Origin of the sequence: Virgisporangium aliadipatigenens (genome assembly GCF_016863615.1) — a bacterium.
Classification (GTDB): Bacteria; Actinomycetota; Actinomycetes; order Mycobacteriales; family Micromonosporaceae; genus Virgisporangium; species Virgisporangium aliadipatigenens.
Genome location: NZ_BOPF01000032.1, coordinates 101,132 through 126,211, shown reverse-complemented (window position 1 = coordinate 126,211; position 25,080 = coordinate 101,132). Strand labels below are relative to the sequence as shown.

The following is a 25,080-nucleotide window of genomic DNA, read 5'->3' as shown; positions in this document are numbered from 1 at the left end:
GCCGGATCTACAGGTACTGCCCCGGGCCGTGGCCCTCGCCGGGCTGGGGCGGCTGGCCGGGCAGCCCGGGGATGCCGCGCCCGCCGGGACCGCCGGTCAGCGCCGGCCGGCCGCGCATCTGCTCGAGCTGGGCGCGGGCCGCCATCTGCTGCGCCACCAGCGCCGCCTGGATCCCGTGGAACAGCCCCTCGAGCCAGCCCACCAGCTGGGCCTGCGCGATCCGCAGCTCCGGCTCGGACGGCGTCTCCTCGGCCGAGAACGGCAGGACGATCCGCTCCAGCTCGTCGCGGAGCTCGGGGGCGAGCCCGTCCTCCAGCTCGATGATGGACCGCCGGTGGATCTCCTTGAGCCGCTGCCGGCCGGCGTCGTCGAGCGGCGCCGCGCGGACCTCCTCGAGCAGCTGCTTGATCATGTTGGCGATGCGCATGACCTTGGCCGGCTGCTCGATCAGGCGGGCGGGGTCGTCGCTCTCGTCATCGCGCTTGTCGTCGACCGCGACCGACCCCAACGGCTGGCCGTCGGGCCCGACAACCAGGACGGTGCGGGGCTCCTCGCGCTGCTCGTCTGCCATGCGGACCATCCTATTGCGGTACCGCCGGAGGAACCTGCCGGGCCGGTCGGCGGAGTGATCGACCGGACGGGTGGTCCGCACGTCCCCGGCCCGACCCCGTACCATCGGCCTCGACCTCTGTCCACTGGGAACGCCGCGTGCCGTTGACTCGTACCTAAAAAGACGGTATCAACGCCACCGGACCGGTCCGCGACCGATTCGACTTCTTGCGTCGGAAGGAACCCCTCATGGCCCAGTTCGATCGCCGGCGGACGCTGAAGCTGTTGGCGTCCCTCGGAGCGGCGGGCGCCAGCGTGCCGCTGCTGTCGGCATGCGGTTCCGACAGCGATCCCACCGGCGCCGCCGAGGTCAACAAGGGGCCGATCAAGATCGGTCTGATGGTGCCGCAGGACGGCATCTTCAAGGCCATCGGCGAGGACGTGCAGCACGGGTTCGAGCTGTACCTGCGGCTCGCCGGCAACCGGCTGGGCGGCTACACGCCCGAGGTCGTGGTGGTCAACGAGGGGCAGGACGCCAACCAGGGCAAGGCCGCGGCCGAGAAGCTGCTCAACCAGGACCGCGTCGCCGCGATGTCCGGTGTGGTCAGTTCGACGGTCATGGCCGCCCTGAAGGACACGGTCGAGCAGAAGCAGGTCCCGCTGGTGGGATCCAACGCCTCCCCGAAGGCCCTCGACGGCACCAAGTACATCTGGCGCACGTCGTACGCCAACGTCGACCCGGGTGGTGCGCTCGGCGGGTACGTGCTGCGCCAGCAGGGCGGCACCGGCACCGCGTACCTCCTCGCGCCGAAGAACGAGGCCGGCGACGACGAGCTGGAGGGCTTCCGCAGCGCCTACACCAGGGGCGGCAAGGGCACGGTGCTGCTGGAGCAGACGCCGCCCGACATCACCCTCGCCGGGTTCGCCCAGTACCTCAACCGTGTGAAGTCCTCCCAGGCGACGGCGGTGTACGCGTTCTACGCGGGTACCCAGGCGGTCGACTTCGTGAAGGCGTGGTCCTTGGCGTCGATGCCGCAGAGCAAGGTGCTCTACGCGGCCGGCTTCCTGACCGAGGGCTTCCAGCTGCTGAAGGACCAGGGCCCGGCCGCCGACGGCATCTACACCTCGATGAACTACTCCGCCGACCTCAACAACCTGGCCAACCGCCGGTTCGCGTCGGAGTACTACAAGGCCTACCAGACGCTGCCGACGACCTACGCCATGGCGTCGTACGACGCGGCGATGGTGCTGGACAAGGCGCTGAGCCTGATCGACGGGGACCCCAACCCGCAGGCGATCAACGCCGCCATCGGCAAGGTGGGCCTGATCGACAGCCCGCGCGGCCCGTGGCAGTTCAACATCAACCGGACGCCGCTGCAGACGTGGTACCTGCGCCGGGTGCAGAAGGACGGCAGTGCCACCCGGACCAACACGCTGATCTCCGAGCTGACCACGCTTCCGGCGATCAACAACTGACGGCAACCGGGCGGCTCCGTAGTTCCGACCATCGTGACCTGATTCGTCGGGCTTTCGGACCGTTTCGCCCGGCCGACAGGGCAGGCGGTCTCGACACGGCACGTAACACTGCCGGAGACTGAGGTGCCCCCACCGTTCAGGCAGGTGTTCGTGACGAGCCCAGTTCCGCCGCCTGCCGGCGGTATTGAACCGACGGAGTTCGCACCCCCGCGCGTGCCGTCGCAGTACCGGCCGGCGTCCGTTCCCCAGGCACCACCTGCTCCGTCGTCCTACACACCCGGATACGCCTACCCGTCGATCCCCCGCCAGCCGGCGGGCTATCCGGCGAACCCGTACGAGCCGCTGCGCTACACGGCGCCGGTCGCCTATCCGCCGGTCGTCCTACCGCCGCCGACCCGCCCGTCGCGCTGGCCGCTGGCGGTCGTCGTCGCGCTGGTCCTCGCCGTCCTGGGGGCGGGTGGCGGGGCGGTCGCGCTGGGGGCGTTCGACCGGAACGTCGCGGTGGCCTGGGAGGTCGGACAGGGACGTCCCGGCGCACCGGCGGCCACCAACCGCGACGGTGCGCTCGGCGACCTCCTCAACCGGCGCGGCACGGCGGTCCTGGGCAAGGACCAGGCGGCGTTTCTCGCGGACGTGGACCGGTCGGACCCGACGTGGGTGAAGCGCCAGGAGACCATCTTCGCCAACCTGCAGAAGCTGCCGCTCACCGCGTACGGGCTGAAGCTGCACGCGGACCGCGCCTACGACAGCGCGGTGCCGCCGGCGCTGCGGGAACGCTTCGGCGACCAGGCGCGCGCGGTCGGCGTCACCGTGACGTACCAGATCGAGGGCATCGACACCGAGCCGGTGGCGGTGCCGTGGGTGCCGGTGTTCGCCCCGGTCGACGGCAGGTGGACGCTCGTCGGCGAGGCCGGCCCGGACAAGGAACTGCCGACCGGCGTCGGCGGCCAGCCGTGGGACGGCGAGGCGATCACGGTCCAGCGCAGCGACCACGTCACGGGCGTGTTCAGCGCCGGCCGGGACAACCCCGCCAAGATCCTGAACCTCGCCGAGAAGGCGCTCGGCCGCGTGGCCGTGGTGCGGCCGGCCGGCTGGGTCGGCAAGGTGTTCGTGATCGCCACGCGGGACCGCAAGGTCTTCGACGCCTACTTCGGCGACAACCCCGAACGGGTCGACCAGGTCGCCGCCATCGCCGTGCCGCACTACAACGAGGTGCACAACTGGGGCTCCTCGAACAGGTACGCCGCCACCCGCGTGATCTTCAACCCGGACCAGCTCGACGAGGACCAGCTGCAGCTCGGCGACGACCTGACCCACGAGTTCACGCACGCGGCGATGGCGCCGGTGACGAGCGGCTGGACGCCCACGTGGCTGGTGGAGGGCTTCGCCGAGTACGTCTCGTACAAGGGCGCCAACATCCAGCAGTCCAAGCTGCGCGAGGCGCTGCGCGGGGTGAGCACCGCCGACCTGCTGGCCGGTGAGGAGTTCTACGACGAGCCGGCGAACTACCTCACCGGGTGGCTCGCCTGCCGGATGATCTCGGAGAAGTGGAGCGAGGCCAAGTTGATCGCCCTGTACGAGGGCTTCCAGAGCACGTCCAACGAGGACGCAGTGATCAACAAGGTGCTCGGCATCTCCCGGGACGCCCTCGTCAAGCAGTGGCAGGAGTACGTGGCGAGGCAGCGCGCCTAAGCGATCTGCTCGTCCACGTAGCACCAGCGCCAGAACTCGCCCGGCTCGATCGAGCGCATCACCGGATGACGGCTCTCGGTGTAGTGCCCCGTGGCGTGCTGCCGCGGCGACGAGTCGCAGCATCCGATGTACCCGCAGGTCAGGCACATGCGCACGTGCACCCAGTCGCTGTGCCCGTCCGCGATGCACTCCGGACAGCCCTTGACGTCAACGGGCACCGCCCAGGCGTCCAGCGGGGTGGTGTCCAAGTGGGTACAGCTCACGCGCTCTCCAACTTTCTCTGCAACATCGACTCTTCCAGGTCCATCTCGCGCTGGGCGCGCCGCAGGACCTCCTCGGAGATCCGACCGGAGTCCCGGGCCTGCATGAAGACCTCCCGCTCCGCGTCGATCATCTCGCGTCGCAGCCGTACGTATGCCCGCGAGGGGGTCTCCTGATCGCTCGTGCCGAGGCGTTCCCACGCGACGTTCGAGCGCTGCTCGGTCAGGACGCGCAGGCGGTCCACGACGCTCGCCTGGACGCCCTCCGCGTTCTCCTCCAAGCGCTGCCGCGCCGCCTGGCTCGCCGCGTGCTGCGTCGCCGCCTCGGCCAGCGCGTCGACCTTCGGGTCGTCCGCGGGCAGTTTCAGGATCCGGGTGAACGCCGGAAGCGTGGTGCCCTGGATCACCAGCGTTCCCACGATGGTGGCGAACGCCAGCCAGACGAACAGTTCCCGGGGATATGTCGCGTCGCCCGCGAGCGTCTCCGGAAGCGCGAGCGCGGCCGCGATCGTGACGACCCCGCGCATGCCCGCCCAGCCGATCAGGGTCGGCACCCGGACGTCCCGCTCGGGGGTCTGGGTGCCCTTGCGCGGCACCAGCCTGGCGAGATACAGCGCCGGATAGATGTAGACGAACCTGGTGAGTATCACGACCCCGAGCACGGCGGCGGTCACCAGCGCGACGGTGCGCCCGTCGGTCTCGAGATCCTCCAGGATCTGCCGCAGCTGCAACCCGACGAGCAGGAACACCAGCCCTTCGAGCAGCCACTGCACCATCCGCCAGAACGCCTCCATCTGCAGCCGCGACTGCGCCGACATCAGCGTCGGCAGCCGGTGCCCCAGCAGCAGGCCGGTCACCACGACGGCCATCACCCCGGAGGCGTGCACCGCCTCGGCCGCCCCCACCACCGCGAACGGCGTCAGCAGCGACAGCGCGTTGTCCATCAGCGGATCGGTGACCATCCGGTGCAGGAAGCCGAAGATCATCGCACCGAGCACCCCGAACAGCAATCCACCGCCGGCCGCCAGCACCGCGTCCCACGCGATCTCGCCGCCCGTCACCGCGCCCGCCGTCGCCGCGGCGACGCTCACCCGCAGCATGACCAGGGCGGTGGCGTCGTTGATCAGGCTCTCGCCCTCGAGGATCGTGACGATCCGCCGGGGCAGGCCGATCCGGCGCGCCACGGCGGTCGCCGCGACGGCATCGGGCGGGGCCACGACGGCACCGAGCGCCAGGCAGACGGCCAGCGGCACGCCCGGCACCATCGCGTACACCGTGAACCCGACCGCGAACGCCGTCACGAGCACCAGCCCCACGGCGAGCAACAGGATCGGCCGCAGGTTGAAGCGGAACGCCGGCACCGAGGTCTCCAGCGCCGCGACGTACAGCAGCGGGGGCAGCACCCCGATGAGCACCAGATCGGGCTCCAGCTCGAACGCCGGCAGCCCAGGCACCGTCGATATCGCGAGCCCGGCGACGACCAGGACGATCGGGGTCAACAGACCGAACCGTCCGGCCAGCGCCGACACCGCCACGACAACGGCCACCAGGCCTACGATCTCCCACAGTTCGGGCACGTGGCGAGCGTAGTGCCTAGGTGTTTCGGTAGCCGCTCCCGCGGTTGCGCGCTGGGCGATCGTCCGGCGGGAATAGCCCTCGGCGCTCTCGACGGGCCTAGCGGGTGAGGCCTCCGTCGCCGTCGACCACGGTCTCGGGCTTGCCGTCCTGGTCGATGTCGACCATCGTCACGTCGACCTTGCCGTCACCGTCGGTGTCGAACTGGAACACGTCCGGCTTGCCGTCGCCGTCCGTGTCGACCGCCCAGAGGTCGGCCTTGCCGTCGTGATTGGTGTCCGCGGTGATGAGGTCCACACGCTCGGTGCCGCGGGTCTCGACGGTGTCGTTGTCAGCCATGCGCAGCACGGTAGGCGTACCGGGCCACAGAACACAACGAGACGGGTCCGGTGATCCGGACCCGCCTCTCTGCGCTGTCGTCGATCAGTGGGAGGCGTACGGGTCGGGGCGGGCCCCACCCACGTAGCGCTCGGTGTCGAGCACGCCGTCGCCGTCGCTGTCGGTCACCACGACGTCCACGCGGCCGTCCGCGTTGGCGTCGATCAGGCGAACGTCCTCGTCGCCGTCGTAGTCGCGGTCGACGCTCACGGTGTCGATCCGCCCGTCGCCGTCGGTGTCCTGGCCGTGCACGTCGACGAGGCCGTCACCGTTGCGGTCGAGCTGGACGTCGTCCACCCGGCCGTCGCCGTCGGTGTCGGCGTACTGCCCGTCGACGATGCCGTCGTCGTTGGCGTCGACCAGGCGGGTGTCCAGCCGGCCGTCGCCGTCCGTGTCCTGGTACGCCTCGTCGATGATGCCGTCGGAGTCGTAGTCGGTGGCCACCTGGTCCGCGAGCCCGTCGCCGTCCGCGTCGGTCGTGTAGACGGTGGAACCGTCGGTGTACTCGGCGACGATCGTGTTCTCGTACGGGTCGGTGTGGTGGCTCTCGTTGCCGGTGTCCTCGGTGCCGCTCGGGTCGTAATCTTCGCTCATCGTGGGAGTCCTCTCGGGTGCCGCAACCTGATGAGACGAAGTTACGGCCTGTGGTATGCCCAGGTGATCCCAGAAACGTGCCAGGCGGGGTGTCGTATCGGCGGACCCGTGCGCGGATGCGCGGAGCCCCCGGACACACCTCGGTATCCGGGGGCTCGGGCGCTGCCTGGGACCTAGTCGCGGAAGCGGATGCCCTTCGCGGCGATGCCCTTGATGACGTTCGAGGACTCCTCGAAGCCCACCACGAGGATCGCCTCGGGCTTGAACCCGACCGCGTCGTTCACCTGCTTGGTGAAGTCGTCCGGCTTGTACTGCTCCTTGCTGGCGTACGTGAGCGTCTTGATGTTCTCCGCCTTGACGCCGTTGGCCTTGAGCTCGCCGGACACGTTGTCGAGCAGGCCCTTACCGTAGGCGTCGTCGCGGGCGATGATCGCGACCTTCTGCGCGCCGTACCGCATGATCACGTCGGTGAGCGCCTTGGCCTGCAGCTTGTCCGGCGGGGCCGTTCGGAAGAAGAAGCCCTTGTCGTCGATGCCGGTCAGCTCGTCCGCGGTCGCGGTCGGCGAGATCATGGCGACCTTGGCGGCGACCGCCTTCGGGATGACCGCCTTCGAGATCCCGGAGGCGCTGGCGCCGATGACGACCTGGACGCCCGCGTTGATGTGGTCGTCCATCTGCTTGGCGGCCTTGGCCGGGTCGGTGCCGTCGTCGCCGTCGACCCACACCACCGGCGAGCCGAGCACGCCGTTGCCGCCGCCGGCCTCGTTGATCTCCTTGATGGCCAGGTTGGCGCCGGCGAAGATCGGCGGACCCGCGATGGCCAGGCCGCCGGTCTTCGGCAGCAGCGCGCCGATCTTCAGCGGCGGCGGCTTGGCTCCGCCGCCGCGCGGCGGCGCCGGGACGGTGTCCTTGTACTGCGTCTTGTCGTCCCCGGAGTTGACGAACTCCGTCTTCGACTGGTCGATCTTGTTGTCCCGGCCGAACGTCAGCGTGCCGTAGCTCGCGGTCGACGGGTCACCCTTGTCGGTCATGCCGCCGCGGCGGATCGTCGGCCCGCGGTAGGCGATGTCCTTGCCGGCGCGGATCGCGTCCATGCACGCCTTGATGGTGTCGCAGGTGACCGAGTTGGTGCCGGAGCTGACCGTCACCGACGGGATGTACTTGGCGACGGAGGCGCCGTCGGTGGCCTTGGCGGTCTCGGCCGCCAGCGCGGCGATAACCACCGCGTCGTAGGTCTCACCGGCGTAGTTGTAGTCCTCCAGGGCGCCGTCGACGGCCTTCAGGCGCTGCCTGAACTCGTCCGTCAACGGGTTGAGCGGCGTGGTGCCCTTCATGCCGGCGAGCATGCCCGGCTCGTCCTTGAACGAGCCGCCGAAGCTACCGATCATGTTTCCGTCGGAGCCGTACAGGCGGATCGTGTTCTGGTTGGCCGTTACGCCCCCGTCCTCGGGGGTGTCCTGGCAGCCGGCGACCAGCAGGGCCACCGCGGCGATGCCGGCCACCAGCCGGACGGCTCGCCGTCGGGGACTCGAAGGGGTCAGTTCAGGGCGGACTGTCACCCGGTCGAGTATCCGTCCTGCGTTCGGCCCGAGCACGTTGTATCGCTCGGCTATGTTCGGGCCGTTGATTCCGCGCCGGATCTTGGGCGGTGTGACGGCCGCTCGGTCGAACATTGGTGCTCTCCCTACGTCCCTTACTGACCGTGCGCACCATAGCGGGTCGCCGCGTCCGGATCGATAGGTGTTTGGCCAGGTCGCTGCACGCATTTGAGACGCTGCTCAGGGTGTGGTGCCGTTTCAGGCCATACTCCCGGTAAAAACGGATATGTCAGTGCAGCCAGTTTGCTGTTGGTGCGCATTCGGGCACTCAGCTGCCGAGGCCGAACGGTGATAGGTAATCTCGCTGACATGTCGAGCACCTCGCCACCGCAGGGGGACCTGTCTCCCACGCAGTGGACAGGGGGCGATCTGGCGGCCCGGCTCGGCATCGTTCTGGAAGAGGTGTCGCCGGAGAAGGTCGTCGGCACGATGCCCGTCGAGGGCAACACCCAGCCGTACGGGCTCCTGCACGGCGGTGCCTCCTGCGTGCTCGCCGAGACGCTCGGCTCCCTCGGTGCGGCGGCCCACGCGCGGCGGCAGTTCGGCGGCATCGCGCTCGGCACCGAGATCAGTGCGACGCACCACCGTTCCGTGCGGAGCGGGCTGGTGACCGGCGTCGCGACGCCCCTGCACCTCGGCCGCACGACCGCCAGCTACGAGATCGTGATCACCGATGCCGACGGCCGGCGGGTGTGCACGGTACGCCTGAGCTGCGCGTTGCGGGAGGAACTGCGTGCTGCCTCAAGGTGACGTGCCCGGTTACCCGAAAGTGTTGGGTAGTTGACCAGCGGTTCTACTGTTCGGCCGTGACCGACGCCCAAGAGGTGCGCGCTGACGCGGCAGAAGTGCTCCGTTCTGCCTTTGCCGGTGACGGTGCCGGGGTGGTCGGGGCGTTCGACGCCCTGGTCGACCGCGGAGGTGTCGGTGCCGTCTACGACGTAGCCTGGTGCCTCGCCGCCACGATGGTGGGCGAACGCCTCGTGACCGGCCCGTGGCGGCTGGAGTTCCCCGACATCGAGGACGCGACGTACGACACCCGTTGGGTGGCCCGCTTCCTCAGCGCGTACGCAAACGCCGATCAGATGACCGCGGAGGCCCTTTTCCGGGTTGCCCAGGTCGACGGGAAGCTGGAGCAGTGTCTGCTGACACTGGCCGGCTCAGCGGTCGCGACGATGCGCCGGCGCACCGCCTGACGGCTTTCGGCTTCTCATTCAGGTGAGGGACGCGATCTCGCCGTCCTCGAAGTGGATCGCCGCGTGGAGTCGACCGCCGAGCGCCTCGGCAAAACCGGCCAGGGTCTCGGGATCGTTGTGCTGCCCGGCCTCGATGGCAGCCACCCGCTCCACCGGAACGCCCATCCGCTCGGCGACCTGCTCGCGCGTGAAGCCGCGGTCCCGACGGATCTCCGCCAGCCGCCCGTCGTCCTGAGCGGGGCCGGTGCTCCACGGCGTGTGACTGGTCATCGTGCCAGCATGAACGCTTCTGCACCGATGTCCAGTCTTTTCGCTGCCGCCTTCTCCGGACGCGCGCGCCGCATACTTGCCGGCTGGGTTGGCGCCGTTGCGGGGCGCGACGGGTGAACGGCCAGGGCGTGGGCGGACTGCGGTGGCGGTGTGCAGGCTATCGTGCCTCAGCTGATCATCCGCCGTGGTCATGAAGCTCGATTTCGATTTCGCTGATTCCGTAGTGCTCGCGGTGATACTTCACAAAGGTGTAGTCGATGATGTGCTTTCCTGCGGTGCGAAGTTCGCCTAGTTTCATGTCGTCGACCGCCGAGCGCACCACACTGTGGTCATCGACGTAAATGGCGCCGGAGTCGAGCAGTACATGATGATTTGGGCAAAGGCACAGAATGTTGCCCTGGACATCGGGGCCGTCGTGCGGTCGGCCGAGGGGTTTGATGTGAGCCGCCTCTGAATAAGGCCCCGCGGGTGTCTCTAGTCGCAGTCCGCACACCTGGCAGCGGTGGTCGTGCAGTTCCTTGACCCGCCGCGCGTTGGCTGACGATCGGATGATCCGCTGGATGGTGGCGGAGGCGCGGCCTGCGGGTTCGGTGCGTGAGGCTGGCGATGGGTTCGCATTACTGTCGATTTTGGTTAGTCGAAAGCGCCAAATGCGATAGCCGTCTTTGCCGATTTCGTGCCAATGGTCGACGACTCGGAAGAGGCCGTCGTATCGGAAACCGGAGGCAGGTGATTGGTCGTTATCGCCGCCGGCCCCGCGGATGACCCTTACTGGGTTACCTTCAAATTGGTTTCGCGCCAGTCCGGCATTTCCTTGGATGAGCTTCTGGTGTGCTATTTGACGCTTAGCCTGAGGGTCGTTGCCGCCATGGCCGGTGTAGATGATCTCATTGCCGAAGTCCTCATCATCCGGGTAGCCGCCGGAAACGACGATGGACTCCGCGCCGTCCTTGCCGCCACAGATGCCGGCCTGATTCGGCCGATGAACGCCTGATTTGGCCAGTTCTGCCCGGTTGGTAAAGGCGGAGCCAACCGGATAGCCAGGGATCTCGCCGTACGTGCGATCTGCCATGGCGTTCAACATAGGCAAGCGGAGCCATCACTCCGTTCTCCGCTCAGCATGATGCGTGGGTCGGCGTCTCGGCCTGTTGCTACATGGCGGTCAAGGGCGGAGTAGTGACTGGGTGTCGAGTTGGATTCGAAATGGCTCGGCGGAGGTGAGGCTCTCGCCGGCCTTGGCGACGTGCTCCTCGACGTAGTGGGCGCCGTCCAGCCGGTTGAGCCGGAGCGTGAGGCTGTCGACGGACTCCTGCTCAACGAGGAGGTGCCACTCGATCTGAGCGGCGGAGTAAAACTGCATCCTGACTACGCGGTCGGTGCCGGCGTTGCCCGGCGTGACGATCTCTCCAATTAGCGCAACCTCACCGGCGTCCACACCACGAAGTCGTCATCGTGGTTCACGACCACAAGATCAGGAATGACTAGCTGGTCGGTGCGGAGGCGGACGTTGACTGCCTCGTACACGGACCGGCCGGCTTCAGCGGCGGTCGGACTCGAGGGCATTGGCCAGCCTGCGGGAGAGGCGCTGATGACTTGAGTTCGGCGCGGGTGAACAGCAAAGACCCCGACCGCGCGCGAGCGCTGGTCGGGGTCTGCAAAGCCCGGCGAAGAGCTTTGTGGGCAGGGGCGGGGTCGAACCGCCGACCTTCCGCTTTTCAGGACAACCGGCCTAACCGGTGTGCTATGGCCTGCCCTACGTGCTAGCCCAACCTGCCAAACTGCGACAGGCGGACGGTCGACAACGACCATAGCGGCTCAGCGCCGGTCGGAGCAACCGGGCTCACGCGGCCCCGTGATCCGAGTTCACCATCTGTAGTCGCCATCTCTTTCGTGAGGGTGACCGTCGCCCACCGGGGGGAGTGGCGAAACGGGCCACTGCTCGCTATCGTCGGCGCGATCGTTCATTCGCCTTTCGCGAATGGGCGGCCCCAGGTCGGTGCTGGAACACCAACCCGGGGCCTCACACCGGAACTGACCCTTGGCAGGAGTCCCGATGCTTACCGCCCAGCCTAACGGCGCGTCCGCAGTGCAGCGCGTTCGCTGGATCGCTCTTATCGCCGCTGAACTGATGTCCGCGGTCGGCGAGTACCACCTTGCCGTGGAGATCGGCATCGTCCCCGCCCTCGCGTGGCTCTTGCCCGTGGGGCTCGGCGTCTACGGCTTCTGCGCGTTCGCCACTGGCAAACGCGCAGACGTATTCGCGGCGCTCGGACTCATGATCGTCTGTCAGGCAATGGCTCATCTGCTCGCCATTGGCCTAGTCCCTCGTCACTGGGCTCTGGTGATCGCGGCATCGGCCGTAGCGCCCATCGTCTGCTGGCGAGTCCACCACCTCGGCCAGAATGCGGCCGCGTCCATGGCGCCCGAGTCGAACGAAGTCGACTCGGACTGCCTCTGTGGCTCGGGTGCGTTGGCTGGTGCTGAACGTCCTGAGGGTGCAGAGGAGATGAGTCGTGAATCCGCGGATGAGCCGCTGATGTTGCCGGGCGCGACTCCGCGCACGGCTGGTGCGGTTCGTCGGACGCGTTCTGAGTGGCGAGCTGCGGCAGAAGCGGTTTGGGCCGACGAACCGGAACTCAGTCGGAAAAGTGTCGCGGCGAAACTCGGATGCTCTGACCGGTGGCTGAGGACATGCCTAAACGCTGCATGATGCCGGTGCTGGCGTCTGTGGTCGGGAAGGCAAGCATGCTATGCAAGGGGCCTCGATTCGCCTAAGGTGACCCGAGTGGTCATTAGCCCGTAAGCGGGACTGATGCAAAAGTCTCCCATTCGTACATCTTGTTGTCGCGGTTGAGGACGATCATATCAACGCTTTCGACCACGAGAACCGCCGGCTCAACGGTAACCGAGTCAAGCGCATTCTTGTATGGAGTGCCGGATCCGGTGGAATTGCTATAGGCAATACTCACATGCGGGCTCCATTCGTTCGATTCCTCCAGTTTGTCTATCCCGCGAACGTCTGCAATGGCTGCCCTAACATTGTTACGGAGATTGCGGGCCGGCTCGGCGGGATGCAGAGCAAACATAATCGCTTCGGGGTCAACCTTTGGTGCGCCGAAAGTCAATTCAAACGGCGTAAATGATCGACACCGTTGTCGCACGTTGTCCACAACTGCGGCCGCCTCTTCCGCGGGAACCTCGTCAACAAAGCCGAGACCTTGCATCGTTAGATGTAGCCACTTCGCAGGTATCTTGTCGAGGCCATGCAGTTCGTCTAGTGGGGCCTGATAGGAGGCAACGAGGCGGTGAAGTGAGTCTTGGCCGTCGAAGGTAATGTGCCAGGTATACATTCGGCGTCCGATTCGCCAGCCGGGCCGCCACCACCAGTGATCTCGCATAGAGACCTCGTTCATGCCCTACTCCCTATTGTGGCAGTTCCCGGATTGTAACCCGGGAGTCCTGAAATTCCCGAATCCGGTCAACCAGCGCTCGGGCGTCCCGGCTCGCTTCCCTGCGTGGTTCACGCAACGCGCGAGCGACCTCGCCGGACCGTTGAACTAGAGTGTCAAGGCGATGCTCCGGCGACATCTCGAAGACGCCCTCCAAGACCTCATTGGCGCCGTCGATGTTGTCCCGCTGGATTCGAGCGAGTGCAACACCGAACTGAATCTGTGCCCAGGTTCCATATGCCCATTGCTCACCCGACTTGTAAGCCTCTTCCGCGTGCTTGGCGGCTTTCAGTGCTTCTGTGGGTTCCTTCGCGGCCAGGCGGACGCCAATTTCATAGTTTGCCTGCCTTGCGTGTCCGCAGGAAAAGAGCCCGCCGACATCATCCGTTGAATCGACTTTATCGCGGAAGGACCGGGCTCGATTGAGTGCGTCGACCGCCTCGCTCGTTCGCCGCGTTTCCTTGAGTGCGTCAGCTTCCTGGCAGGCGAGGAAGACGAGCGCCGTGCCGTTCGCTCCGGATTTCTGGCCCTCCCGGGCATGGTCGGCGGCCGTTGTGTAGTCCCCGTCCCAGTAGGCGGCTTTCGACGCAACCGACAACGCCCAGGCGCGAAGGGTTGCATGACCTACTTGATCCGCACATATCAAGGCTGCACGAGCATGTTCCGCTGCGGCGGCAGGCTGACCGAGATCGCCGGAGATCCACGACAGCAGCGCTGACAGCCAGCCGCCCGCGACGTACAGATCGCGGGTCTGGTTCAGGTGCTGATGGCCGCCTTGAATCAAGTCGAACGCGGTCCGCGTGAGTTTCGAGGTATGAGCAAAGACCTCGATGGGTGGCCGGGTCAGGTAATCCTTCGCAAGCCGACGCGTCTCAGTCTCCAGTCGCTCTAAGGTCGTTACACCCACGTTCGTAGCCTCCGCCCAAACTGCAAAATCCATTGCGCGTGCTGCCGCATCCTCGACGGAGGTTGCGGCATTTCCATGTTGCCGAGGTATTGTCCGCTCCCGGCCCAGGTTGTTGCTCACCGATTTCATGGTTTCCGGAAAGCTTCCGCCTATTGGCGTGGCTTCTACCTGCACCCCGAGGGCTTCCTCGTATGCACGGACCAGGGCGGGTGTCACTCCCCGTCCGTTAACGCCGCGCTCAACCTGGCTTAGGTGACCTTTGGTGCGTCCAATCAAGGCCGCCAATCGGTCGAGACCTACACCCCGCTGTTCGCGCGCGAGACGCAAACTGTGGCCGGTGATCACGTGTTGGCCCCTTCCAGCGTTTCGGTAACCCGTTTCGGAAACAGCGAAACGGTGACTCTGTTGGCACTAACCGTAAGGCTCTTGGGTAGCGCGGGGTAGATGTGCGTTTCGTTATCTGCCCCGCTGCCATACGACGGTAGCTCTACTGGGTTTCGGCGTCGATCGTGGGCGAACCAGGCGAAGGCAGGAGGCGGGCATGCATACAGGGCGTTCATGGCCCAGGACCGAACCGGCCGACCAGGCGAGCCCTGTGCTTCTTGCCGGTGACCTCTTCCTTGTGGCGCACCAGAAGACCCGTCGGTGCGAGATTCACTCGCGCGTGTTGGCGTCCGGGCTGGCTGGCTCGTTGCTGGCGGAGCTGGTGCTGTTCGGCAACATCTCGGCGAAGAACGGTGTGCTGAAGGTGGAGCGTCGCGAGCCGCCACGCGATGCGTTGGCGCATTCCGTGTTGGACACGATGTTGTCGCAGCCGCAGCATCAGGACTTGTCGACCTGGGTGCGGTTTTGGGAGACGTCGGCGGTCGATGAGGTCGCGAAGCGGTTGCAGCGTCGCGGTCTGGTGCGTAAGGCGCCGCGGTGGGGTGTGCGCCGGAGCCGATCGGGTTGGGAGACGGTCGGCCGCGAGGACGTGGTCGCGGCGCCAGGGCTTCGGTTGGCGTATCGGCTGATGCCGTACTCGCACGGCGGGGCCGATCCGCTGTCCTCCGCCGACGTGATGCTGGCCAGCCTCGTCGACCTCCTTGGTCTGACCGAGACCGTGTTGTGGGACCGGATGACTCGCCCCGCGGCGTTGGCCGAACTCGGCCGGGTCCGCGCGTGCCTGACACCGAACCTGACCGAAGTACTTGAGGCCGTGAGCCAGGTGAAAACCGGCCAGGTCCTCGCCCCGCACTAACCCTCTTTCTTGATCTTTTTCTGCCCCTCTGTTGCCCCTCGGAGTCCGTTATGTCCACGATTGAGTTTCCTCGTCCACAGGTCGGCGACCTGGTGGCGCAGACGTTGGCCCGCGACCGGCTCGGCGTGTGGGCGGTGGTGTTCTTCGTCCTGTCCGCGGCGGCGCCGTTCACGGTCGTGGCCGGTGTGGTGACGACCGGGTGGGCGGTGACCGGCATCATCGCGCTGTCGGTGGCGTTCCTGGTCATCGGCGTCGTGCTGATGTTGTTCTCGGTGGGCTATGTGGCGATGGCCCGCCGGATCGAGCACGCCGGGGCGTTCTACGCCTACATCGCCCGCGGCCTCGGCCGCCCGGCTGGTGTCGGCGCCGCATGGGTGGCGCTGCTGTCGTACAACGCGCTTCAGGTCGGCCTCTACGGGGCGGTCGGCGCGGCGGCAGAGCCGGTCCTGGCGATGCTCGGCGTAACGGTGCCGTGGTATCTCGTGGCGCTGATGTCGTGGGCACTCGTGGCGGTCCTCGGGGTGCTGCGGGTCGACGTCAACGGCAAAGTCCTCGCCGGGCTGCTGGTATCCGAGATCGTGGTCATCGTCGTGTTCGACGCCGCGAACCTGCTGCATCCGTTCGAAGGTGTGATGTCGTTCGCCGCGCTCAACCCGGAAACGTTGGCGAACCCCGGGGTCGGCGCCACGTTCGCCCTCGCGGTGCTCGGGTTCGTCGGGTTCGAATCGGCGGCGACGTTCTCCGAGGAGTCCCGCGACCCGCAACGCACCGTGCCGATCGCGACGTACCTGTCCGTCGGCATCTTGATGAGTCTGTACTCGGTGTCGTCGTGGGCGATCACCGTTGTTGTCGGCCCGGACAACGTCGTCCAGGCCGCGAAGGACAAATCAGTTGGGCTGATCTTCGACCTCGCGGCGACCCACCTGGGCGCCACGGTCGCCGGAATCGGCTCGGTGCTGTTCCTGACCTCGGTGATCGCGGCGATGATCTCGTTCCACAACACGACCGGCCGCTACATCTTCGCCCTCGGCCGCGAAGGCGTCCTACCTCGCATATTCGGGAAGGTGTGGCAGAAGACGAACGCGCCGGTCGCCGGCTCCCTCGCCCAAAGCGTCCTTGGCCTGGCGGTCATCCTCACGTACGCGGCGATGGGCTGGGACCCGTTGGTGCAGTTGTTCTTCTGGTGCGGGACCAGCGGCGGCGTCGGCGTTCTTCTGCTGATTACCACCACCTCGGTCTCAGTCCTCGCGTTCTTCATCCGCGAACGTGATGAGGAGAATGTGTGGCAGGCCGTGATCGCTCCCGTGCTGTCCTGTGCCGCGCTGCTGGTCATCTCGGCCTGCGCCATCGCGAACCTCGACGTCCTGCTCGGCGTCCCGGGGCCGCTGCGGTGGACACCGGCCGCCGGGTTCGCCGGCCTGGCCGTGTTCGGCATCATCGTCGGGCTGATGCTCAAGGTCTGGCGCCCGGAGGTCTACGAGCGCATCGGGGCCGGCGCGAAAGCCGCTCTCACGGTTGACGCGTCGGTCGGTGTGCATCGGGCGGTGGCCTGATGACGTCCATGCTTCCCGTCCGGCGGGCGGAGCCGGCTCAGGCCGACATGGTTGCCCGAAGGATCGCCGGGGCCTTCGCGAAGATGGCTGTCGCCGAATGGCTCGTGCCGAACGACGAGGAAGAACGTGAGCGGCTGCTTGCCCAGCAGTTCACCTTGATCGTCGAGCACGCGTTTCGCCACGGCGAGGTGTGGACCGTCTTCGCCGACAAGGGCGCGGCGGTGTGGTTCCACCGCGACAAGCCGCTGCCGCCGATCGACGGCTACGACGAACGCCTAGCCGAAATCTGCGGCCGTCACCTGGACCGCTTCCGCGCCCTAGACGACGCATTCGAGCAGCACCACCCCAGCGAGCCGCATCATCACCTCGCATTCCTCGCTGTCGAGCCCTACCTGCAACGAATGGGCCTCGGTACAGCCCTGCTCGATGACCACCTGCGCCAGCTCGACCTGCTCGGGATGCCGGCCTACCTCGAAGCATCCGACGAACGCTCCCGCCGCCTCTACCTACGGCACGGCTTCCTCGACACCGGCCGCCGGCTGCTGCTGCCCCGCGGCGGCCCGGAGATGTTCCCAATGCAGCGCGAGCCGACCGACCCCGACGGCGGCCTGGGATGACACAGATCGGTAAGCCGTCACGGCACAGGCGCCTCTACGGCGATGCGCGGGCCGCCATGACCAAGAAGCTCGTTCACATGTACCGGCACCAGAAGATGTCGATCCGGGCGATCGCCGACGAGCTGGACCGCTCCTACGGCTTCGTGCACCGCATCCTCCGCGACTCCGGCATCGCGCTGCGCTCACGCGGCGGTGTACGGACCCGCGAGCACCCACACCCGCTTCCCACCACCGGGCGTACCGAGACGCCATGAACGCTCTGGGGCGCTACGCCCGACGAGCGACGGATGCGGCGGCCCTGTGCGCCGCAGAACGGAGCCGCCATGACGGACCTGTGACCCACATCAGCCTTCCGGAAAGCGTTGCTAGACAAGGAGATCAACCACATGACCATGACCACTCTGCCCGCGCCGGCCGAAGTCGCCGCCCGCGCCAACGACATCCTCGACGCGCTGAAGGCCCACCCGGACTATGAGCGGCTCGGCGACTCCGCGCGCCGCTACACCGACTGCTGGGCAACGTTCACCGGATACCCGATCATCGCCTCGTGGAACCTCGACACCGACACCGGCCCGCTGTTCGACGAGGCGATGCGCGTGTTGGCACTGAAGTCGGCGGTGTTCGAACTGACCGACGGCGACGAACATGCCGCCGAGCTGGTGGTTTCTGCGCCGGTGGACGAGATGGTCCATGCCGTCCTCGCGCAGTACACGCTGTGCCAGCGGATGACCGCCGCGCTCGGGATCCGGTTCGTGCACATGACCGATCAGGAACGCTTCGGCTGGAACCCCGGCGACTACACCCACCGGTGTTACCTCGCCGCCGGTTGGGGTGAGCCGAACCCGCGCTACTGGATCGACGCCGCGACCACCCGCAGCCGGCTGCAGATCCTGAACCAGCGCTACGCCACCGTCGGTATCGGCCGCGACGGTCGCAGCCACAGCATCGATTTCACCGGTGAGGCCGCCCGGCTAGTGCTGGCGGGCTAGCTCACTCGCCCACACCTTCCGCAGCACCGCCACGACTTGGCGGGCCGGGAAGCGGGTAACGGCGGTGGCCTCCGCGCGCGCCAGTGCGGAGGCCATCTCCTCCGGTTCCACCACCCGCAGCATCGCGATGCACCAGCCCTCCAGGTCATCGGCGTCCGTCGGCAGCTCCAGATGCGCTGGCTCGGGCGCTGGTGGCGGGGACGCCTGGGGCAGCGGGGCGTTGGTGCTGGCGTACGCCCCGGGCATCAGCCCGACCCGGTACGGGTGCACGCACGTGGGCGCGGCGGTAACGGCGTTGACCCGGTAGCCGGCGGTCGGCTCGTAGCGGGAGTCACGGCCGGGCCGGTCGGTGACGTCGAACTCGCCCGCGCCGAGGAGCTGGGCCGGGCACACCGCGCAGGTGTCGGCCTCCCAAGAGGCGGATCGCTGGCCGCGCTTCATGACCGCACACCGTAGTACCAAACAGCACAGAAAGGTAGATAGCGGACCATGGGCTCTCTACCCCGCCACCCACTCGTCGCCGACGCTCTCCGCCTTGCCCGCACGTGGTGCGACGGCCACGTCATCGACCAGGCGCCGGCCATCGCCCACGCCGTGCGCGTCGCTACCGTCCTGACCCGCACGCTCGACCCCGCACCGTCGCAACTGGTGGCTGCCGCGCTGCTGCACGACGCCCCGTACTTCGCGCCCACCGACACAGACCTTGACGAGCTGCTGACCAACCGGTTCGGCCCCGCCGTCGCTCAGACCGTGCGCGGGCTGGAGGCCGAACACGTCGCGCTAGACCACAGCACCGAGCCCGACCTGAACGGGCTCAGCGACTGGACGGTGTACGCCAGCGCGGCCGACAAGGTCGCCAGCCTCACGTCCATCCTGCGCCGCGCTACGCACTCCGGCGACACCGCCGCATACTTCCGCGACAGGCCGAAATTCGTGGCCCGCGTGCCCTACTTCAACGCATTCGCCGCAGCCGCGAAACCGCGTCTACCGCACCGCCTCGCCGAGGAACTGCACCACGTCACCGACTGGGCGGCCACCGAAGCCGGCCAGCACACCAACTCCCTCACGGCTGCCCCGCCGCGAGGGTAGGGCGCGCCCGCCGCGCGCCGCGATGACGGGCAGCTCATCGATCGAGCCCGGCTCGTGCCCCGGGCTGCCCGTCATCGCACCCCACCTACGGACCCGACTGGAGGCACCCATGCCGGCACCAACACCACGCCACGGGAAGCAATCCCGTCCCGAGCGTGCGGGGCAACGCGGTGAGGTCCGTTCCGTGGGGATCCTGCCCAAAGAACCGCTCGTCAGAGACGCGCTGTCCCTCGCACAGTCGTGGTCCTCCGGCATCCCCCTCGACGGCAGCCCTGCCCTCGGCCACGTCATCCAGCTCGCCTCCGTGCTACGCAAGCACGTGTACCGGCTCCCGCAGTACCTGATCGTCGCCGCGCTCCTGCACGACGCTGCGCGCCTCGTGGACGACTTCGCTGATCTGACCGAGGAGCTGGAAGGGCACTTCGGGAAGGACACCATGCGGGTCGTGCGGGAGCTACGGCACGAACACAGCGATGCGCGCCCGGTGGGACCCGAACTCCTCGACGTGCACGTCGACACGCTGTCGGTGAGCGCAGCCGACCAAGCTGTCATCCTTGGCACCGTCCTTCAACACGGCGCGCGGATGCGGGACAAGGGCGGCGACCCGACAACCGTATGGCGCGACAGGCCCGACCTCACCGAGCGGATGAACAACTACGAACTGTTCGCCGCCGTTGCGGCACCGTTCCTGGAGCCGCAGCTCGCCGACCTGCTGACCTACACCACCGGCCGCGCCAAAGTCGAGGCTGCGCCCTACCTGCCTGGGTAGCCCAGGCGTCCCCGAGCGCATCGCTTGGCAGGGCTATCCCTGCCGCGCTCGGGACGTCGGTGCCAGCGGCACAGTCTGCTGGCACCACCAGCCTCGATGCGTTCGTCGAAGGGCTCGATTTGCTGCGCAGTGTGGAAACTGGACAGAACAGTTTCGGTCTTCGCCGTACGGTGCGCCGGTGACTACTCCACGGGCACGAACCGCTCCCAAGCCTTTGACGATCGTCCTGTCGATCACGGGCGGGGTCTTAGCCCTCTGCGCGGTGTGCGCCGTCTTTGGGGCGGTCGTTGGCGAACCGGAGGACAAGACGCCGAAGCCCGCGGGTACCACGGCGCCCACGACCGCGCCGGCCGCGGCCATCGAGCCCGCTGCCAGCACGAGCCCGACCGGCGGCGCGGCAGCAACGAACCCGGCCGCAGTTCCTGCGGCGACGACGGGCCGCCCGCCTGCTCCCGCGGCGACCACGGGCCGCCCGCCCGCTCCGCCCGCGACGACCGGTGGCGGGTCGGTGTACTACAAGAACTGCGACGAGGTCCGCCGGGCGGGTAAGGCGCCGCTGTACAAGGGGCAGCCCGGCTATCGGTCTGGGCTGGATCGCGACGGCGACGGGATCGCCTGCGACACATAGGAACAGGCGGCCGTTCGGACGTGCAAGTTATCGGCTGAGGAGCCATTACCGGATCCAGTCCAGACGTCGCGCAAATACGAACAGCGGCCCCGCTCGCCTCCCGGATGGGAAGCGAACGGGGCCGCTGTGTCCGCGTTTTAGAGGCTGGTGATCGAGATGAGCGATCGACCGTCGTTGTCGTGCGGATCGGATACCGGCGTGACGCGGGGGCGGATGAGTCCGAACGTGACGGCGAGGTCGACGACGGCGGTGATGGCGAGCGCGACCGCGGCGACCTGGAGGTCGGTCCAGGGCAGTACGCCGGTGGCGATGAGGGCGAGGAGTACGGCCTTGGTGGCGGCGGAGATGGTCGCGCCGACGGCGGTCGGGTTGTCGTTCACAGGGTGATCCTTTCGGTACGGTGTGTTGGGCTTGACCTGCTAGAACGTGTGTTCGATACGGTGTGGGCGTGGAGACGCGGGAGCACTGGTGGAATGGCAACTGGGGCACGGGCGGCCGGCGCGATGTGTGGTTGCGGTACAACGGGGCCGGCGGCCTGTGGGAGGTCGAGGCGCGGCGGGCGGGCCGCTCGACGTTGGGTGAGTTCGCCACCGAGGACGAGGCTCGCGACGTGTTGACCAAACTCGTCGCCGGAACCGGATGGCGCCGGCTCGATGACCTGAGCCGACCGGAGGTTTAGCGGCGGGCGAGGTGGTCGATGTGGGTTTGGAGGCGAGCGATCTCGGCGCGGGCGGCGGCCAGCTCGACGCGCAGGTGTGATGCCTCGGTCTGGGCGTCGCTGAGTGCTTGGCGGGCTTCGCGTAGGTCGTCGGTGAGGCGTTCGAGTTCGTTGCGCAGTTCGTCGGCGAGGACTCCGGCCGCTTCGGCGAGGGCGTGCGCGGCCTGACCGTGCAGGGCGGTGCGTTCGGCGTGCAGGCGGGCGGTCTCGGCGTGGAGCCGGCGGCGTCCGGTGAGGTGCCCGATCGCGGCACCGGCGAGGGTGGTAACGGTGCCGGTGCCGGCCACGGCGATCAGTAGCTCGGCGACCGGCACCGGGATCCTCCTTTGCTCAGGCGTTCGTGGCGGACAGGCGACGGCCGAGTTCGGCGGCGACGTCGCCGGTGCTCGGTAGCCGCTCGATGATTGCGGCGGACAGGGCGTTGACAAACGTCGGATCGGCGATGAGGGCCGCGGCGACCTGGGCGCCGTCGACGGTCACCGGCGGCCGGTTCTTCAGGTCCTTGACGTCGGCGACGAGCCGCTTGAACTGGCGCGCGAACTCGTTGGTGATGGTGCCGGTGCCGGTCGCGGACTTGATGTCCGGCACCACGTCGTCGAGTTGGGTGAGGCCGCGCCACAGGTAGGTGTCGGCGTTGTGGATCTGCCGGGCGAGGGCGTCGGTCAGTTCGGCCACGTTGGGTCCTCCGTATCGGGACAGGCCGGCGCGCCAGGTGTCGAGGCTTTCGCCGACCAGGATGGACAACATGCCGCGCATGACGGTCATGTCGTTGAGGTACTGCCGCAGGCACGAAAAGTGGCCGTGCCACAGGTGGGAGTCGTCCGGCGTCCGTTCGCTCCAGCTCGTGAAGTCGAACCCTTCGGCGGCGTTGTCCCAGTCGGCTTGGATGAGGACTTCCCGCCAGCCGTGCAGGCGTGGATCCCTTGTCCGGTAGGCGTTCCGGACTCGTTCGCCGTAGCGGATGATCGTGCCGTACTTCCCGCTCTGGGCGTCGGGGAAGGTCCAGTCGAACGCGGCGCACTTGTCGCCCGGTCCGGCACGGTCGGCGGCAAGGCGGATCGAGTAGTCGTTGCTCCGGCCTTGGTTGATGAGGTTGTTACGGGTGTTGTGGTATCCGGGTTTGTCGGCGAACGTGCCGCCGTACTGGGTGCCGGGCTGCATCGCGAGGCAGCTTTCGGCGAAGTACCACAGCGCGGCGGTGATCCGGCTCGGGTCGGGATTCGGCATTCGGTTCCTCCTCAACCCGCCCCGGTGCCGCGTGGTCAGCGTGGGGCGGCGCGGCGTAGGGCGAGGGTCTGGGTGTATGGGCCGTCGGCGCGGATCCGGTCGCGGATGGCGGTGATCCAGTACTCGCCGTCGAGCGCGATCCCGTCGCGGTCGACGACGCGGACCCGGTCGCCGAGCTGGAGGCGGGGGTCGCCGACGATGACGAGGTTCGTCACGACCAGATGCGGTGTGGCGAGGTCGGCCAGCAGCGCGCGGGCGAGCGTGTCGGCAACCTCGCGGCGTTGGATCCACGGGTTCGCGGAGGCGGCGTAGGGCTGCTGGCCGTGCACCGCTTCGGAGTCGGGGTCACGGACCTGGACGCCGATCGGGCGGTCGACGCGGGAGGCGACCCCGGCCACGCCGATCGTGGGGAAGCCGGCGCTGTTGGCGGTGTGCAGGTCGAAGGCGTTGCCGTTGACGATGCGGATTCGCAGGGTGCCGACGGTCCAGGCGACGACGGTCATGGTGATGTTGTCGAAGACGAGCTGCGTGCCCTCCGGCGTGCGGGACAGGGTCACGTAGGTGTTGGGGAAGTTCGGCTGTTCGGTGACCGCGTACCCGTCGAGGTCGACGTCGGCGAGGGGCCGCTCCGGCGACGCCCACACCTCTACCGTCCCGTTGGCGGGCACGGTGTGCAGGTCCCGCGTTTCGTAGACCCACGTGCGGACCTGCACGGCGGTGTCCATCACGACCGGCGTGTACGGCACGGTGACGACGTTGCGGACCCGGTCGATGGCGACCTCGGCGTCGAGGTCTGTGATTGCCGACTCGGCGCTCAGCGTGCGCACGACGCGGACGGCATCGCGGTCGGTGAGGCGGGTCCGGTTGCGGTAGGCGAACACGCCATCCTCGTCGAAGCCGATCACGGCCTGCTCCGCCGCAGCGATTTCACTGAGCAGTGCCCACGCCTCGCGCGGCTCCCGCTCGACCACCGCGTCCAGCGTCAGCACCGAGGGGTCCAGGCGCGCGCCCGGGGTGAACGGCACGGTGTTGAGCCACGGCGCATCGAGCGGGTCGGACGTGACGTGCAGTTCGGCGAACGGCGCCCACGCGGTGAACACGACCCGGGACGGGCAGATCTCGTTGTACGGGGCCGCGGTCGGCGTCTCGACGGTGACCGGAGGCCGCTGGTCGAGGGCAAAGGTGACCTCGTCGGCGAGGATGTCGATCTGCACCCCGATGAAGTGCCATTGCCCGTCGGCGGGGATCTGCGGGCCGGTGGCCTCGGCGACCGGGGCGGTGCCGCCGCGGGCGGTGCAGTAGTACCGCAGCCGCCGCTCCGGGGTGAGGCCGAGGAAGATCCGTCCGGTGGTCTTGAGCCGGTCGGGGCCGTTGTCCTCCATCACGATCCCCATCGGCTCCGGCGGCGCCGTGAGGGTGGAGTCGCCGCGGACCCACATCTCCAGCCGATACACCTGGGAGGCCACGATGCGTCCGCCCTGGTTGGTGATGTCGGCGAACGTGAGCGTCCCGGTCACCTGGTCGTTCTCGGCCGCCCGGTTGTAGTACAGGTGCGGGGCGATGACGAACGGTCCGGGCACGTACCGGTGTTGGGCGCGGTCGGTCGACGCGACCGTCGACCGGCGGCGCACGAGGGTCACGGTGCCGGCGATAAGCGGCTGGATCGACCCGTGGGCGGGGATCCACAGCCGGGGCACCCGGTCTGTGCCCCACGGGGTTCGGGGTGGTGGGGACGGGGGGATGCCGCATTGGTGCAGGACGTAGGAGACGAGCCACGTCGCGGTGAGCCCGACGTCGCGGGTGACCGCCCCGGGCACCTGCACCACCTGCCGCAGCCGCTCCCGCCCGTCGAGCGCGCGCAGTTGCGCGCTGCGCCGGCGGGAGGAGACCGGTAGGGCGCGGGTGCGGCCGGTGAACCGGCGCACCCACTGCGGGCCGGTAGTGGTGTGGAAACCGACGTCGACGGTGACCGGACGTCCCAGGATCTGCCGCCACGAGAACGGCCCGTCCGGGTTCGCGGCGGAGAAGTACCACGCCGCGTGCCCGGTCTCGTCCTCGACCTGCCACCCACCGGCGTCGAGGTCAACTGTCAACGACGCGGCGGCGGAGCCCTCCACGATGGACACCTCGTCGGGCAGTTCCCCGGCGAGCGCCCGGTCGATGACGACCTCCCCGGCGAGGGCCGACAGGTCGTCGACGCTGCCGTCACCGTCGTAGCCGTCGCCGTCCCAGTCGACCCGCACCGCCAGCACCGGCCGCCGCTCCGCCGCTTCGATCGCGGCGGCCAGCTCGGGTGTCACCGGCCGCAT

Annotated in this window: 30 protein-coding genes; 14 read left to right on the top strand and 16 right to left on the bottom strand. The window is 68.0% G+C overall.

All coding sequences use genetic code 11. From position 1 onward, the window contains the following. Nucleotides 1-7: 7 nt before the first annotated feature. A complete protein-coding gene (locus Val02_RS34655; protein WP_203903507.1) occupies nucleotides 8-580 on the bottom strand; it encodes a bacterial proteasome activator family protein in 573 nt (190 codons plus the stop codon). Nucleotides 581-798: 218 nt separating this feature from the next. On the opposite strand from Val02_RS34655, the gene Val02_RS34650 reads away from it, so the two are divergent. Together Val02_RS34650 and Val02_RS34645 are read left to right on the top strand one after the other, a co-directional pair. Then, on the top strand, nucleotides 799-2,025 hold the full coding sequence (locus Val02_RS34650) for an ABC transporter substrate-binding protein (RefSeq protein WP_203903506.1): 1,227 nt from the start codon (nucleotides 799-801) through the stop codon (nucleotides 2,023-2,025). A 150-nt stretch (nucleotides 2,026-2,175) separates the two neighbouring features. Further along, entirely contained in the window at nucleotides 2,176-3,717 is a 1,542-nt protein-coding gene (locus tag Val02_RS34645) for a hypothetical protein (RefSeq protein ID WP_203903505.1), read from the top strand. Here the strand turns inward: Val02_RS34645 and Val02_RS34640 are convergent. From Val02_RS34640 to Val02_RS34620, 5 genes are all read right to left on the bottom strand, one after another. Next, nucleotides 3,714-3,980, bottom strand: a complete 267-nt coding sequence (locus tag Val02_RS34640; protein WP_373317990.1) for a UBP-type zinc finger domain-containing protein — start codon at nucleotides 3,978-3,980, stop codon at nucleotides 3,714-3,716. The two genes, Val02_RS34645 and Val02_RS34640, sit on opposite strands and share 4 nt — an antisense overlap. Further along, entirely contained in the window at nucleotides 3,977-5,554 is a 1,578-nt protein-coding gene (locus Val02_RS34635; protein WP_203903504.1) for a Na+/H+ antiporter, read from the bottom strand. The genes Val02_RS34640 and Val02_RS34635 overlap by 4 nt, the downstream gene beginning before the upstream one ends. Before the next feature lie 97 nt (nucleotides 5,555-5,651). Then, entirely contained in the window at nucleotides 5,652-5,891 is a 240-nt protein-coding gene (locus tag Val02_RS34630; RefSeq protein ID WP_203903503.1) for a hypothetical protein, read from the bottom strand. Nucleotides 5,892-5,975: 84 nt separating this feature from the next. Further along, complete coding sequence (locus tag Val02_RS47750) at nucleotides 5,976-6,524, bottom strand: hypothetical protein (protein ID WP_239153563.1); 549 nt, start codon at nucleotides 6,522-6,524, stop codon at nucleotides 5,976-5,978. 173 nt (nucleotides 6,525-6,697) lie between these two features. Further along, the gene (locus Val02_RS34620; RefSeq protein ID WP_239153562.1) at nucleotides 6,698-8,083 is read right to left on the bottom strand and encodes an ABC transporter substrate-binding protein; all 1,386 of its coding nucleotides are present in this window, start codon (nucleotides 8,081-8,083) and stop codon (nucleotides 6,698-6,700) included. A 348-nt stretch (nucleotides 8,084-8,431) separates the two neighbouring features. Between Val02_RS34620 and Val02_RS34615 the strand changes: the two genes are divergently transcribed. After that, a complete protein-coding gene (locus tag Val02_RS34615; RefSeq protein ID WP_203903501.1) occupies nucleotides 8,432-8,872 on the top strand; it encodes a hotdog fold thioesterase in 441 nt (146 codons plus the stop codon). A 56-nt stretch (nucleotides 8,873-8,928) separates the two neighbouring features. Continuing rightward, nucleotides 8,929-9,315 (top strand): hypothetical protein, encoded by a 387-nt coding sequence (locus Val02_RS34610; protein ID WP_203903500.1) that lies wholly within the window; start codon nucleotides 8,929-8,931, stop codon nucleotides 9,313-9,315. Between the two features lie 18 nt (nucleotides 9,316-9,333). On the opposite strand, the gene Val02_RS34605 is transcribed toward Val02_RS34610, so the two are convergent. From Val02_RS34605 to Val02_RS47745, 3 genes are all read right to left on the bottom strand, one after another. Beyond that, nucleotides 9,334-9,585 (bottom strand): helix-turn-helix domain-containing protein, encoded by a 252-nt coding sequence (locus tag Val02_RS34605; RefSeq protein ID WP_203903499.1) that lies wholly within the window; start codon nucleotides 9,583-9,585, stop codon nucleotides 9,334-9,336. Nucleotides 9,586-9,760: 175 nt separating this feature from the next. Next, nucleotides 9,761-10,657, bottom strand: coding sequence for a YDG/SRA domain-containing protein (locus Val02_RS34600; protein ID WP_203903498.1), 897 nt, complete (start codon nucleotides 10,655-10,657; stop codon nucleotides 9,761-9,763). Between the two features lie 90 nt (nucleotides 10,658-10,747). Continuing rightward, entirely contained in the window at nucleotides 10,748-11,020 is a 273-nt protein-coding gene (locus tag Val02_RS47745; RefSeq protein ID WP_239153561.1) for a Uma2 family endonuclease, read from the bottom strand. A 618-nt stretch (nucleotides 11,021-11,638) separates the two neighbouring features. Here Val02_RS47745 and Val02_RS34590 point away from each other — a divergent pair. Continuing rightward, nucleotides 11,639-12,295 (top strand): hypothetical protein, encoded by a 657-nt coding sequence (locus Val02_RS34590; RefSeq protein ID WP_203903497.1) that lies wholly within the window; start codon nucleotides 11,639-11,641, stop codon nucleotides 12,293-12,295. 82 nt (nucleotides 12,296-12,377) lie between these two features. Here Val02_RS34590 and Val02_RS34585 read toward each other — a convergent pair whose 3' ends face one another. Both Val02_RS34585 and Val02_RS34580 read right to left on the bottom strand, forming a co-directional pair. Further along, nucleotides 12,378-12,998: a 2'-5' RNA ligase family protein gene (locus tag Val02_RS34585; protein WP_203903496.1), complete on the bottom strand. Its 621-nt coding sequence runs from the start codon at nucleotides 12,996-12,998 to the stop codon at nucleotides 12,378-12,380. 10 nt (nucleotides 12,999-13,008) lie between these two features. Beyond that, nucleotides 13,009-14,286 (bottom strand): helix-turn-helix domain-containing protein, encoded by a 1,278-nt coding sequence (locus Val02_RS34580; RefSeq protein WP_203903495.1) that lies wholly within the window; start codon nucleotides 14,284-14,286, stop codon nucleotides 13,009-13,011. A gap of 196 nt (nucleotides 14,287-14,482) precedes the next feature. Here Val02_RS34580 and Val02_RS34575 point away from each other — a divergent pair, with 196 nt between their 5' ends. The 5 genes from Val02_RS34575 (at nucleotide 14,483) to Val02_RS34555 (ending at nucleotide 18,340) form a co-directional block, all read left to right on the top strand. After that, a complete protein-coding gene (locus tag Val02_RS34575; protein WP_203903494.1) occupies nucleotides 14,483-15,181 on the top strand; it encodes a GOLPH3/VPS74 family protein in 699 nt (232 codons plus the stop codon). A gap of 50 nt (nucleotides 15,182-15,231) precedes the next feature. Continuing rightward, a complete protein-coding gene (locus tag Val02_RS34570) occupies nucleotides 15,232-16,734 on the top strand; it encodes an APC family permease (RefSeq protein WP_203903493.1) in 1,503 nt (500 codons plus the stop codon). Next, nucleotides 16,734-17,351: a GNAT family N-acetyltransferase gene (locus tag Val02_RS34565; RefSeq protein ID WP_239153560.1), complete on the top strand. Its 618-nt coding sequence runs from the start codon at nucleotides 16,734-16,736 to the stop codon at nucleotides 17,349-17,351. The genes Val02_RS34570 and Val02_RS34565 overlap by 1 nt, the downstream gene beginning before the upstream one ends. Continuing rightward, nucleotides 17,348-17,605, top strand: coding sequence for a helix-turn-helix domain-containing protein (locus tag Val02_RS34560; RefSeq protein WP_203903492.1), 258 nt, complete (start codon nucleotides 17,348-17,350; stop codon nucleotides 17,603-17,605). The genes Val02_RS34565 and Val02_RS34560 overlap by 4 nt, the downstream gene beginning before the upstream one ends. Nucleotides 17,606-17,737: 132 nt before the next feature. Beyond that, on the top strand, nucleotides 17,738-18,340 hold the full coding sequence (locus Val02_RS34555) for a hypothetical protein (protein ID WP_308440038.1): 603 nt from the start codon (nucleotides 17,738-17,740) through the stop codon (nucleotides 18,338-18,340). On the opposite strand, the gene Val02_RS34550 is transcribed toward Val02_RS34555, so the two are convergent. Continuing rightward, on the bottom strand, nucleotides 18,323-18,781 hold the full coding sequence (locus tag Val02_RS34550; protein WP_203903491.1) for a hypothetical protein: 459 nt from the start codon (nucleotides 18,779-18,781) through the stop codon (nucleotides 18,323-18,325). The genes Val02_RS34555 and Val02_RS34550 overlap by 18 nt on opposite strands. 48 nt (nucleotides 18,782-18,829) lie before the next feature. Here Val02_RS34550 and Val02_RS34545 point away from each other — a divergent pair, with 48 nt between their 5' ends. The 3 genes from Val02_RS34545 to Val02_RS34535 all read left to right on the top strand — a co-directional run bounded on the left by Val02_RS34545 (nucleotide 18,830) and on the right by Val02_RS34535 (nucleotide 20,826). Then, complete coding sequence (locus Val02_RS34545) at nucleotides 18,830-19,429, top strand: HD domain-containing protein (protein WP_203903490.1); 600 nt, start codon at nucleotides 18,830-18,832, stop codon at nucleotides 19,427-19,429. Between the two features lie 184 nt (nucleotides 19,430-19,613). Beyond that, on the top strand, nucleotides 19,614-20,198 hold the full coding sequence (locus Val02_RS34540; protein ID WP_203903489.1) for an HD domain-containing protein: 585 nt from the start codon (nucleotides 19,614-19,616) through the stop codon (nucleotides 20,196-20,198). A 214-nt stretch (nucleotides 20,199-20,412) separates the two neighbouring features. Continuing rightward, nucleotides 20,413-20,826 carry an excalibur calcium-binding domain-containing protein gene (locus Val02_RS34535; protein WP_239153559.1) on the top strand — a complete coding sequence of 138 codons (414 nt, stop codon included), beginning with the start codon at nucleotides 20,413-20,415 and terminating at the stop codon, nucleotides 20,824-20,826. Between the two features lie 137 nt (nucleotides 20,827-20,963). Here Val02_RS34535 and Val02_RS34530 read toward each other — a convergent pair whose 3' ends face one another. Then, complete coding sequence (locus Val02_RS34530) at nucleotides 20,964-21,206, bottom strand: hypothetical protein (protein WP_203903487.1); 243 nt, start codon at nucleotides 21,204-21,206, stop codon at nucleotides 20,964-20,966. Between the two features lie 68 nt (nucleotides 21,207-21,274). On the opposite strand from Val02_RS34530, the gene Val02_RS34525 reads away from it, so the two are divergent. After that, nucleotides 21,275-21,505 (top strand): hypothetical protein, encoded by a 231-nt coding sequence (locus Val02_RS34525; protein WP_203903486.1) that lies wholly within the window; start codon nucleotides 21,275-21,277, stop codon nucleotides 21,503-21,505. Here Val02_RS34525 and Val02_RS34520 read toward each other — a convergent pair. The 3 genes from Val02_RS34520 to Val02_RS34510 are packed head-to-tail and all read right to left on the bottom strand — an operon-like array spanning nucleotide 21,502 to nucleotide 25,080. Next, a complete protein-coding gene (locus Val02_RS34520; protein ID WP_203903485.1) occupies nucleotides 21,502-21,858 on the bottom strand; it encodes a hypothetical protein in 357 nt (118 codons plus the stop codon). The two genes, Val02_RS34525 and Val02_RS34520, sit on opposite strands and share 4 nt — an antisense overlap. 16 nt (nucleotides 21,859-21,874) lie before the next feature. Next, nucleotides 21,875-22,771, bottom strand: coding sequence for a hypothetical protein (locus Val02_RS34515; protein ID WP_203903484.1), 897 nt, complete (start codon nucleotides 22,769-22,771; stop codon nucleotides 21,875-21,877). A gap of 35 nt (nucleotides 22,772-22,806) precedes the next feature. Further along, nucleotides 22,807-25,080, bottom strand: a complete 2,274-nt coding sequence (locus Val02_RS34510) for a hypothetical protein (RefSeq protein ID WP_203903483.1) — start codon at nucleotides 25,078-25,080, stop codon at nucleotides 22,807-22,809.